Annotated in this window: 7 protein-coding genes; all 7 read left to right on the forward strand. The window is 36.8% G+C overall.

Annotated elements, in window-relative coordinates:
* The first annotated feature begins 8 nt into the window (after positions 1-8).
* Positions 9-2,792, forward strand: a complete 2,784-nt coding sequence (locus INF28_RS08890) for an endo-1,4-beta-xylanase (RefSeq protein WP_226393118.1) — start codon at positions 9-11, stop codon at positions 2,790-2,792.
* A 14-nt stretch (positions 2,793-2,806) separates the two neighbouring features.
* The gene (locus INF28_RS08895; RefSeq protein ID WP_226393119.1) at positions 2,807-4,420 is read left to right on the forward strand and encodes an S-layer homology domain-containing protein; all 1,614 of its coding nucleotides are present in this window, start codon (positions 2,807-2,809) and stop codon (positions 4,418-4,420) included.
* Positions 4,421-4,430: 10 nt separating this feature from the next.
* Positions 4,431-6,983, forward strand: a complete 2,553-nt coding sequence (locus INF28_RS08900) for a hypothetical protein (protein ID WP_226393120.1) — start codon at positions 4,431-4,433, stop codon at positions 6,981-6,983.
* Between the two features lie 52 nt (positions 6,984-7,035).
* Positions 7,036-7,995 (forward strand): ABC transporter permease, encoded by a 960-nt coding sequence (locus INF28_RS08905; RefSeq protein ID WP_226393121.1) that lies wholly within the window; start codon positions 7,036-7,038, stop codon positions 7,993-7,995.
* 11 nt (positions 7,996-8,006) lie between these two features.
* Positions 8,007-8,894 carry a carbohydrate ABC transporter permease gene (locus tag INF28_RS08910; protein WP_226393122.1) on the forward strand — a complete coding sequence of 296 codons (888 nt, stop codon included), beginning with the start codon at positions 8,007-8,009 and terminating at the stop codon, positions 8,892-8,894.
* A gap of 69 nt (positions 8,895-8,963) precedes the next feature.
* Positions 8,964-11,429 (forward strand): Ig-like domain-containing protein, encoded by a 2,466-nt coding sequence (locus tag INF28_RS08915; RefSeq protein ID WP_226393123.1) that lies wholly within the window; start codon positions 8,964-8,966, stop codon positions 11,427-11,429.
* A gap of 121 nt (positions 11,430-11,550) precedes the next feature.
* Positions 11,551-12,876: an endo-1,4-beta-xylanase gene (locus INF28_RS08920; RefSeq protein ID WP_226393124.1), complete on the forward strand. Its 1,326-nt coding sequence runs from the start codon at positions 11,551-11,553 to the stop codon at positions 12,874-12,876.
* Positions 12,877-12,903 lie beyond the last annotated feature (27 nt).

A 12,903-nucleotide genomic window follows, 5' to 3' on the forward strand; every position in this document is an offset into this window, starting at 1 on the left:
TTATATTTATGAAAAAAGTAGCTTTGATACTTGTTTTTTTCATTTTTCTGATTCATACTTCAGCTTCAGCAGAAACGGATTTTACGTTAAAAGTTGATGACAATATTGTAAATTTAGAACACAAACCAATTAAGAAAGAAAATATGATTCTACTTCCTGTAAGAGAAGTTTTTGAAAAAATGGGTATGACGGTTAAATGGGACAGCGAAAAAAGTGAAATTATTGCTTCGGCAAATGATTTTGACTTTGTTTTAAGACCAAATTCTACAAATGCAAATATAGATAAGGTTCCCGTTAATCTGGAGGAGCCTGTATATTTGGATGAAGCCACTGCCTATGTATATACAAAGCTATTCTGTGATTACATGAAATATTGTTCAGAAGCTGCGTATTGGGAAAACAAAAGCACCTTGTGCTTGAAAAGTCCCGTTATCGTTCCGGAGGAAGAAGTGTTTGACCAGCAAAAGGTTTTGGCATCATTAAGCGGCGGCGAAGTTATTTTAAATTCGGATAAGGTGTTTTCTGCAAATGTTACCGGTGGTGACAAGCTCAGGCTGAAAACGGTTGACATCAGTGGTCAACCGTTTTCAAAAGCGTTAGAAGTAGAAACTTTGGAGAAACCCACTAATGTATATGATGCTCAGTTGGTGATGCAGGCTGATGGAGATATTAATGTCGGTGAAGTAGCGGTATTATCATATTATGCCAGAAAATTAAGTACAACTGATGAATCAGGTATGGGATTTGTAGGTCCTTGCTATGAGCAGAATTTTGGTGATTATATAAAGCTTGCAAATGTTTCGCAGGAGCTTGATGAAAACTGGAAAAAGTACTATGTTTTGCTTTCGCCAAAGGTTTTAAAAATCGAAAAGGAACAATGGCAGCTCACGCTTCGCTTTGGGTATAAACCGCAGACAGTACAAATTGCAGATTTAAAGATAGAAAACTTTCATAATAAGTACAAATATGAAGATGTGGTGCCTAAAGCAGAGCCTAATGACACATATAAGGGTATGGAAGATGATGCATTATGGCGCAAAGAGGCATTAAAGCGTATTGAAAAAATAAGGAAAAGAGACATTACAGTAAATGTAACAACGGAAAATGGTACTCCTATACCCGATGCAGATGTGGAAATCAGCATGACTAAAAATGAGTTTATGTTTGGCACTGCCGTTCATAACACATTTTTACAGGCGGGAACAAGTGAAAAAGCAATAAGCTACCGCAATGCTGTTTTAGATTTATTCAATACTGTGGTTTATGATACCGCCGGTAAATGGGCAACAATTGAGCCGAACCAAGGAGTGTATGCAAGCGGTATTCTGAATTGGGCTAACAAAAATAATATAACCACCAGAGGTCATGCATTGTTTTGGGATAAACTTGTTCATTGGCCGGAGTCGCTGCAGAAGGCGTATCCTTATATGAGCGATGAACAGATAGACAACAGGATTACAGAACATATAAATGATGTTATGACACAGTATAAAGGAGCAATTCCGCAGTGGGACGCATTAAACGAGCCGCTTAATAATCATGATATCATTTCAAGGCTTGGATATGACAATATTGTCAGGTATTTTAATCTTGCCAAGGCAATTGATCCCGATGCGTCACTTTATGTAAATGAAACGGGAATAGCAGGAAGAGAAGCGCATTGGACAAATGTTTATAAGCTGTATGACTTAGTAAAGAATGCAAAAGACGCAGGGGCAAAAATTGACGGAATTGGTATTCAGGCACATTGCGGAAATGCACTAAGCTATCCGCAGGAGTTTTATAATCAGCTGGATTACCTGTCGGAACTTGTGGACGAGGTGGCAATAACAGAATACGACTTTACTCCGACATTGGAAGCAATGGAGGCGCCTTATCTGAGGGATATCCTTCTTGTGGCGTATAGCCATCCTAAATGTACCGGTTTTATTACATGGGGATTTTGGGATCAACAGCACTGGAAAAACCATGCGCCGTTTTATAAATCAGACTGGACGCCGAGAGAGACAGTAAATATATGGAGGCAATATGTCCAAGGGGAATGGATGACTCATGAACAAGGAAAGACGGATATAAATGGGCAATTCAGAGTAAGCGGTCATCGGGGAGAATATAATATAACGGTGAAATACGGAAATAAAGCAAAGACAGAAAAACTAAAGGTTAGTGCAGACGGAGCAAATACTATGGAGGTCAAGATAGGAAGAAACGGTATATCAATGCAGGCGTCAGATTCTCCGGACGCCTATAAGGATGTGGAATTAGATGGTCTGTATAAATATCGAACGGATTATATAGTTGATGAAAAAGGAAACATTAGCGGAAGTGGGAGAAAAATTCCTATTACAAAATTTCCATGGGAAGAGGACGAAGAAATTATTTCTAAAGCAACGATTGTAGATGAAAATGTAAATGATGATTTTTCAGATGGTATGGACAAGCCAGTTGTTATGGCCGTTCGGGCGGGATGTAAAAAGGAATTACCAGCTTTAACAGATGGTAATGCTGAAACTGTATTTTGTACAAATGAAAAAGAGACGGAAATTATTTTAGAAATGGAAAAAAGCGTTAAAACGAAGTCGTTAACAATTGAGTGGTATGAAAGTAAAATATATACTTATAATTATAATATTTTTATATCAGAAGATGGTAACGAATGGGAAAAGCTGTATTCAGGACGAAGTAAAACTGAAACCGAAGCACACCCAATAAATAAAAAATGCCAGTACATCAAAATAAAAAGCTTAAATCCTACGGGATTTTTAGGTATTGCAGAGATAGAAGTTGAATAGGGGGAGTGGAAGTTTTGAAGAAAGTATTTATAGTTTTATTTGTATTTATGATGTTTGGAATTTCTGCAAATGCTCAAATATCAAAGGAAGACAGCAACATATCGGTAGTATATACAGAACTTGCGGATAAAGCATTTGATACTATCATGTATGTTTTTGAACCAGGGGTTGATTTGTCGGATGGAGAAATAGATGATGAGGATATGCAGAAACTGTTTAAAATGGAACAGAGGAACGAAGTCACAGAGTTTAAGTATAATTTTACATTACAGGCAGATGATCCGGAAGGCATATATTATGTTGTAATAGGAGGCTTTGAAGAGAAAAAGCCGCTTTCTGAGAGAAGTGATTGTTTTGTCCATCTTCGTTCGGATACAGAGACGCAAATTGTATCGGAACTAAATTCAGCGGAAGACAGCAATGCACTTAAAGCTGTATATGAAAAATATAATAAATTTGCATGGCTTATAGATAAGGAAAACGAACAATATAAGCAAGATGTAGATGCGTTTTATAATGTGATGTATGATAATTTCGGCAAATGCTTTGTGAATGCAGCCGATTCAGAAATAATATTTAATAAAACGGCTACTCTTGTAGATTTTAGCAATTTGAAGGGTGATGAGCTTATTCAGGCAATAAAGACGCTTGGGTTAACTGATAGCATATTTTATGAAGAAAATTTTGAACAGGTTGCTACTCTTTATGAAAAATACACAAATAAGGGTTCTTCGATTAATGAACTTAAGAAAACGCTTTCTGAAGCAATCGCTGTTACGGAAGTAAACATGAGTGACAGTAATGTAGTGCTTGATGTTTTAAAAAAATACTTTGATATATTTTCTGTAAATTTTGAGGGTAATTTTCCAAAAGTGTCTGAAACTCAAATGGCAAGAGCACTGTATCATAAGGATTTTGTCAGAGCAAAAGATGTCGATGATGCGTTTAATAACCGTTTGCAGCAGTTAATATCTCAGGTCAGTTCAGTTAGCGGGAGTGCAGGAGGCGGCATTTCTAACTATGGGGGAAGTCACTCTGCAATTATTTCTCAAGGAATAATTGATTCTAATATTATCAAACAGTTAAAGGGGGAAGAAATATTCTTCGATATAGATGAGTGTGAATGGGCAGCAGATTATATAAAAGGTGTTTACAGGCGTCAGATTATGATTGGTAGCGATGGATATTTTAGACCAAATGATTTTTTGACTCGAGAGGAATTGGTAAAAATAATACTGCTTGCCAAGGAACTTGATATTGAAAACGATGCAGATAGACAGTTCAATGATGTGAAGAAAGAAGACTGGTTTTATCAATATGTGATGACGGCTGTAAAAAACCAGATTGTTTTTGGTATTGATAAAACAACTTTTGGAACCGGCATGACTGTATCAAGGCAGGATGCGGCAGTAATGCTTTATCGTGCTTTTGCGGATAATGATTTAAACGAAGACGAGAATATTTCAACTTTTAATGATAGCACAAAGATAGCGGATTATGCTAAAAAGGCTGTAATGTGGATGCAAAAAAAAAGTATAATATCCGGATTCCCTGATAATACATTTCGCCCTGAGGACGGTCTGACCAGAGCACAGGCCGCGAAAATTATATTTGAACTAATTCAATAGGAGGATGACAATGAGGTGCAGAAAAATAAGTAAATTCGTTCTGACGCTTTTGGTAATTATGCTTACAGGTGTTATTGGTTATGCGGAAAAAGAAGATATATCTTTTTCAAAAGAGGTAACATTTTTATATGATATGGGGATTTTAAACTCATACAGTCCAGAGGCAGCGGTAACTAAGCAACTTGTACAAAATAATATGGAGATGCTTGGAGTTGCTTATAATTCTGAAAAGTATTTTAAAACCAATGATTATAAAGAGCCTATTACTTTTATTGAAGCTGCCGCTGTATTAGCCGATTTGACAGGACGAGGTGCAATACTGACCCCAAATAATGTAATGTCAATAGCCTCAGACGCAGGTATAATTAAAGGAATTAATCTTTCACCGAATGATTATGTGAATATGGAGTGCTATGCGAAAATGCTTTATGCAGCGCTTAATGCGGATATTATGGAGGCTAGTTTTACAAATGGACAGACAACATATAGTGTTTCTTACGGAAAGAGCTATTTATCTAGTTGTCTGCATATGCAAACGTATACTGGTGTCATAACTGCAACAAGCAGAACAGGCTTGTTTTTAGATTCTGAAAAAGCAGAAATAAATCATATCAAAGTAGATAATGAACAATTTCTTATAAATGAAGACAAAAATTATGACAACTATCTGGGAATGAGTGTTGTGATATTATATTGTGATGATAATGAAGAAAAAGAGCTTGTTTCGTTATATGTTCCTGAAAATAAAAATCAGATCGTCAAGATTGATTCCAATGATCTTGTGCAAGATAAATCCGGAGTGAAATCTGTATGCGTACAGAAAGATAAAATCAGAGAATATACTATTTCTCTAGATGCAGCATTTATATATAACGGCGTGGCGGCACCATATATGAATGATAGCGACATGTGTATTAACGAAGGATATATTATACTTATCAATAATGACAATGATCGGGAGTTTGAAACGGTTAAGGTTTTTTCTTTTGAAAGCACTGTAATAAAAAGTTCTTCGGAAACTGATTTAAGAATTATTGGCAAAAATGATGTTGTTTATAACCTGTACGATTTGAATAATGATAAAAAAACTATAATAATTGATGAGAATGAGAATGAAATGCTATTTTCAGAGTTAAAAAAAGGAGATACTTTGTCTTTGGGATATGAAAAAAATTCTGATAAAATAATTTTTATTCAGAAAGGCAGAAAAGTTTCCGGTAAGATAGAAAAAATAATTAACGAAGGAATTATTTTCATAGATGGTACGGAATATAATATGAATTATTCATTTAAGACAGGGAAAAGCGGTTATAAAGCAGACAATATTAGAGCGGGAATGGGTGTTGCAGCTTATATCGATGAAAGAAATGAAATTGTTGGAATTGAAGTAACAAGCGACGTTGATTTGTACGGATATATGACAAGACTTTATATGGATGAATCCATAGGAGGCAACGTCAAAATAAAAATCTTTGGCTCAGATGGCGAGTTTCATGAATATGAACTTAATGATAAACTGACGTTTAATTCTGTTCGTATCAAGGATAAAAAACAGCTTTTAGAAAAAAATCAATATGTTTTGTGGAACGGAAGCCAGCTAAGGCATCAGCCAATACAATATCGGGTGAATTCTTTGGGAAAGGTGACGAAAATTTCCACAGCGGTCGACAACAATAAATATTCTACCTATGACGAAAATAATTTTTCATTGGATTACTCAGGTGAGATAAGATATCTTACAGGAGATTGGCAAAGCCTTGGTGGATTGTATAAATTAAAATCTGATACTGTAATTATCAATGTACCATATAATTTAAGAGACGAAGATTTGTTTTATACTGTAGAGCCTGAAGGGTGGGGACAATGGACGTTTAATATTGAGTTATATGATGTTGATAAAGAATTTAATGTTGGTATGGCAATCTTAAGAAAACCAAATTATATATTACAACAAGCGTCATTTAAAGGTAATAAACCAATTATAGTAAAAGATATTTTAACTACAATTGATGAGAATGACGAAATAGTATATGAATTAACAGGTTGGCGAAACGGGGCAGAGTATGCAATAAAAACTAGAGTTACTGATACTTTTGCGACTTTTATGCCGCCTGAAATTATGAAAGCACAAGGGTTATCTCTCCCCTCGGAGGATGATGTGAAAAACACTTTTTCGATTGTTGATCTGAAACCGGGAAGTGTTATTCAGCCAATGCTTAATAATGACAGACTAACAGGTTTTTCTCTTTTTTATGATGGTGAAAATCCGGTATATTATGAATATTCTACATATGCACTGCCCGATTCGATAACCGAAGCAGAGTGTATGTTCTTGTCAGGGCGTGTACATACCCTAACAGAAAAAGGATTTCTATACACAAAAAATCAGCCAGGTGAAGAAGTTACAGTTATGAGAAATATTTCAATCGGTGCAAATACAAAAATTTATCTTTCAGAAAATGGAAGAGTATTTGAATGTTCTGCTGATGAATTGATGATGAATGATAAGGTATTGCTTTATTATGATTATTCGACACTGCATAGCATTGTTATTCAAAGGTAAGCACAAATAATTTTGATAAGTAAGTTATGGATAGCGGAGGAAACATAAATCTATGAAAATAAATATTAGAACACAAGCAGCTGTTAAAAACAAACTACGTTTTAGTGAGTTAAAAAAGAATTTTTCTTTGTTTACAATGCTTATTCCTGGACTAATTCATTTAATATTATTTGCATATTTACCGATGTTTGGCATAATTATTGCATTTAAAAAAATAAATTTTGGCTTGGGAATACTAAAAAGCCCCTGGGTGGGATTGGCAAATTTTAAATTTTTATTTAATACAAGCGATGCGTGGATTATTACGAGAAATACGGTTTTGTATAATGTTTTGTTCATTGCTCTTGGACTTGTACTGCATGTATTTGTAGCAATTGGTTTAAACGAGTTAAAGTATAAAATTGTTTCCAAAACTTGTCAAACACTTATGATAATGCCACATTTTCTGTCAATGGTTGTTATAAGTTATATAGCATTTGCGTTTTTCAGTAATGAAACAGGCTTTTTAAACCGCAAAATTCTGCCGATGTTTGATATTGAACCTATTGACTGGTATGTAACGTCAGGACCCTGGCCGTATATTTTAAGCATAGTTCATTTTTGGCAAGGATTGGGATATGGATCAATTGTTTATCTTGCAAGTATAGCTGGAATTGACAGGAATTTATATGAGGCTGCAGAGATTGATGGTGCAAACAAATGGAAGCAAATCATAAATATTACTATTCCGTGTCTTAAACCTGTCATTATCATTATGTTGATCCTTGCGGTAGGGAAAATTTTTAATGCTGATTTTGGGTTGTTTTATCAGGTGCCTCAAAATTCAGGAGCTTTGTATTCTACGACGTCGGTCATTAATACATATGTCTTCAATATGATGAAATCGGGAAGTGCAAACAGTCTTGGAATGTCGAGTGCCGCAGCATTTTACCAGTCAATCGTAGGATTCATTCTTGTTGTGATCGCTAATGCAGTTGTTCATAAAATAGATCCGGAAAGAGCAATGTTTTAGGAGGAGAAAGTATGACAGCGAAAAAAAATATATTTCAAATCGTGATGAATGGATTGTTTATTCTCCTGGCATTCCTATGTGTCATACCTGTAATATTGGTAGTAATCACATCTTTGACGGAGCAGTCGACACTTACAAATAATGGATACTCATTTTTTCCACAGCAGTGGAGTTTCGAAGCGTATAGATACATATGGTCATCAGCAAAACATACTATTTTAAATGCATATGTTGTGACAATTTTTACAACGGTATCAGGGACGGTGATGGGTGTGCTCATTGTGGCATTATATGCATATCCGTTGTCTAGAAATGATTTTAAATATCGAAATTTGTTTGCATTTTTTTCATTTTTCACAATGCTCTTTAGCGGTGGAATGGTATCGTGGTATATGATATGTGCAAATGTTTTGAGGTTGAGTAATACTATATGGGCGCTTATTCTTCCAAGTGTAATGAATTCGTGGTATGTAGTAATTTTGAGAACCTTTTTTGCAACATCAATTCCTGCAGAACTTATTGATTCGGCAAAAATAGATGGTGCAAATGAATATACCATTCTGTTCAAAGTGGTGTTGCCGCTGTCATTGCCTGGAATTGCCACTATTGCGCTGTTCTTTACGTTGAGTTTCTGGAATGATTGGTATAATTCACTGATGTTTATTACTAATGAAAAATTAAGAAATTTACAGTTTTTGCTTCAAAGTATGCTTTCAAAAATACAAATGTTGAATGAAGCAGATGGCAATGCATATATAACAGAATCGCTTGCAAATGTACCGACAGACAATGTAAGAATGGCACTTTGTATGGTGGCAGCAGGCCCGATTTTGGTTGTGTATCCGTTTTTTCAGAAATACTTTATACAAGGTCTGACAGTAGGTGCGGTCAAAGGATAATTGCCAGACAGCGCAAAAAGCGGGGTCATTATTTAAAATAATTGTTCTGAAATGAAAGGAGTATTTAAAATGAAAACAATGACTTTGAAGAAAATTAGCGCCGGTATCGCTGTAATGCTGTTTTTGTCGCAGGCAGTATTCGTATCCGCACAGGAAAACGACACAGTTTATTACGAAAACTATTTTGACAACCAAACGGAAATGGGCAGTGTGTTCAGCGGTGATGGTAGCACGTTTTCTGTTGAGAACGGAATGGGAAAAATTGTCACCACAAAACCAAACGGTACGGCAAGACAGGTGTTTGCAACCTTTGATTCGAATAAACCTCTGCACAGGGTGCAGGAGGGTGCAGTTGACACACTTGAGGTAAAGGTGAAATTTGAAAAAGGGACAATCAAATATCTTTTTGGTACAAGAGATAATTCTGTTCCTGAAGAAAAATCAAACAGTACATTGCTAAAGTTCGGCGATACCACAGGTAATGTATTAAGGGGAGCGGACGATGTTGACTTCGTCGGTGTGAAAATGACGCCGAATGAGTGGCAGCATTTGTATTTCGTGTTTAATAATGACAGCTATGATTTATACATTGACGGAAATAAGGCAAACACCACCCCTGTTAATTTAAAAGGAAAGACCATGAACCCGCTTAATATAACGCAAATTGATAAGCTTTTGTTTCAAGGGAATAAGGATACTACAGTACAACAAACAACGTGGATTGACGATTTTATTTCTCAGAAGCTTGTCCCGATTTGTCTGACCAAAAGCACAATTGCGGATAATGCAAGCGGTGTTTCGGTTGATACTAAGCAGGTAACTCTTGACTTTAATACGATAATCGATGCAAATAGCCTCAGCGCACTGAAGGTGTATGCAGGTGAACGCGAACTCAGCAGTGCGGAATATACTGCGGCGATAGATAAGAGTGATGCCACAAAGGTGGTTGTTACATTTGTTGGGAACCTTACCGGCAGCACGGTATACAAAATTAACTATATCGGTGTCAGGGATGTTATCAATGAAGTAAGCTCAAATGAGGCAAACGGACAAATCCAATTTACAACAGAAGCTATAGAAACTCCGTTTGAGATTGTGTCTGCGGAGCCTATATCAGATGTTGGATTAAGCACACCTGTAGTAATTACCTTTAATAAGGCAGTGTCGCCAGAGGGGCTGGAGGAGAAAATTACATTGAATCCTTCAAATGAATTTACTGCCGTTGTTGATGGAACCAAGGTAACAATCAGCCCCAAATATAATTGGCTGGCAAATAAAACATATGAAGTTTCTTTTGATGGCTTGACAGCGCTTGACGGCACGGTAATTAATAACAACACAAGCAGTAAATCTTTTTCAACAGTTGCAGATCCTTATGCGGCAGCTGCTAAATCTGGTGACTTTTCGTGGTATAGTGGCGGCGCAGACAAAATTGGTAAGGTAGATGCGGCTGAGGCAAAAGCAGCAGGAGTTTGTGGCGTTTCCTATGGCGGTGTTAAGGAGATAGATATGCTTAGCGGGAAAACCGATCTGCCATTTGTTTACAGAAATACCATGGGCAGCGATGATGATGTACTTAGCGGTAATATGCTATACTTGAAAAGTAAAAATGTGTCTGAGTGCATTGTATACGAGGTTGAAAACGGACTCGGTGAATTTATATTAACCACAGGAGAAAAAACTGGAGCAGACAGCGGTGTTATATCGTTCTATACAGCTGATGAAGGACAGGATTTTACGGATGATAGCGTATATACTCAGGTTACAGCTGTAAAATCCAATGATCTTTTGACAGACAAATGGAATGGAAATATTACATATAAAGTAACGATGAATGATCCGAAAGTAAAATATATTAAGGTAGTTATAAGTAAACAGCCTGATTTAACTGCTGAGGCACTTTATATACCTGTGCTAATGAGAACGGAGATAAAGCCGTATACACCAAAAACAAAAATTTATAAGGCTATTAATTCGTCGAACAATACCGTAGACGTTACCTTCGACGGTTTGCTTGATAAGTCATCTGTAGCGAAAGAGTGCTTTACTATTAAAAACAATGAGGTGATGTCGGCAAAGGTGATAGAGCAAGGAAGCAGATATCGCCAAACAGTAAGACTAACTCTTAAAAATAAATTGACCTTAGGCAATGAATATAATGTATCAGTAACAGGAGTTAAGGACATATACGGAAATAATAAAGAAGAAAGCGTTGTTTCATTTACTGCACAAGATCAAACAATAAAATTTGAGAATATTATCGAACTAAATGGCAGTGTGAGCGGCACAATTAATATTCCTACTGGGAACAAGTCTGTTGGCGAAACCGTTAAGGTTATTGCAGCATATTATGAGAACGACTGTATGAAGGATGTTGGAATAATGGAGATTGCTCTTTCGGAGGACGAAAACAATTTTAAAGTGATGCTTAATAATATCAGTAGAGATGCGGTAAATACTACAGTAAAGGTTATGCTGTGGACATCCTTAGAGGAACTTGTGCCCCTTTGCGAAGCAGCGACTCCGGCAAAATAAAATAACGTTTCAAGCCTGCGTCTACTACTTCTTTTTAAAGCAACAGACGCAGAATTTGTGCTACAATTATTAATATTACAGCAGATATGCTGCGTGAATTTGAGTCGATGGAGTGATAAATTTGAATAGAAATAAAATAATGTGCAGCTTTCGCGAGCAGGCGGATATGATGGAGGATAGAATTAATTTAGGCATAGAAAGCAACAGAAAAGGGTATATACGGCTGAATTTCATTGACAGCGAGGGAAAACCGATAAACGGTGTTTCGGTAAAAATCAGGCAGAAAAGTCATCATTTTAAGTTCGGTTGCAATCTGTTCAAGTACAAATGCTTTGACAGCGAGGAAGAAAACCTTTTGTATGAGCAAAAATTTTTAGGACTTTTTAACCTTGCTGTTGCACCGTTTTATTGGAATGATTTCGAGCCGCAAAAGGGTAAACCGCGTTTCGAAAAGGACAGCGTATGGATTGACAGACGTCCGCCGTCCGAAGCGGTGCTGGAGTTCTGCGCCGAAAACAGCATTGAAGCAAAGGGTCATCCACTGTTTTGGCCGGTAATGTCACCGGAATGGCTTCCGGAAAATTGGGACGGGCTGAAGCATTATATCACAAAACGGCTGAAAGAGATTGCCACGCGATATGATGGGGTCATAAAAAGCTTTGATTGTATTAACGAAGCAACAACTGTTGTGTTGAGGGATCATGAGCCGCATATCATTGAGGGGCATTACAGAAACTTTAATCCTCTTTCGGGCAATTATCCCGAGTGGGTGTTCAAGCAGACGGATAGGTTTTTTGCGGAGTCAAGGCTTGTGCTGAACGAAACAACCGCACTGTCGTGGGGCAGTTATAACAAGGAATTGTCTAATTATTATCTTTTGGCGGAAAAGCTGATAAAAAGTGGATGTCGGGTGGACACAATCGGACTTCAGTACCACAACTTCTGTGCACCTGATAATATGGAGGAGCTTGCTAATTGGGCATATAATCCGATAAGGCTGTTTAAGGTTATGGATTGCTACGGAAACCTGCAAAGACCGCTGTCCGTGTCGGAAATTACAGTCCCGGGTTATGATGACGACATGCAGGCGGAGGTTTTGTATAATCTGTATCGCATTTGGTTCAGCCATCCAAATATGGAATCTATCATTTATTGGAATTTAGGGGATAACTGTGCGATAAAAAAGAATGAAACATGGACAGAGCAGAAGTATATGAGTGGTCTGGTTCGAAATGATTTTAGTGAAAAGCCGTCATATAAAGTGTTGGACAGGCTTATTAATAAGGAATGGCAGACGAATGCGGAATATGATAGCCGTGAAAATTTCTTATATGCAAAGTGCTTCTACGGGAAATACGAGATTGAAGTGTGTAAGGGCAATACACGAATTAAAAAAGAAATTGATTTTACCCCGACGGGATATGATGAGTTTTATATCGTGCTGTAAGGAATGTAACAGATAAGGAGAAATTCT

Origin of the sequence: Ructibacterium gallinarum (assembly GCF_014982785.1) — a bacterium.
Lineage (GTDB): Bacteria > Bacillota > Clostridia > Monoglobales > Monoglobaceae > Ructibacterium > Ructibacterium gallinarum.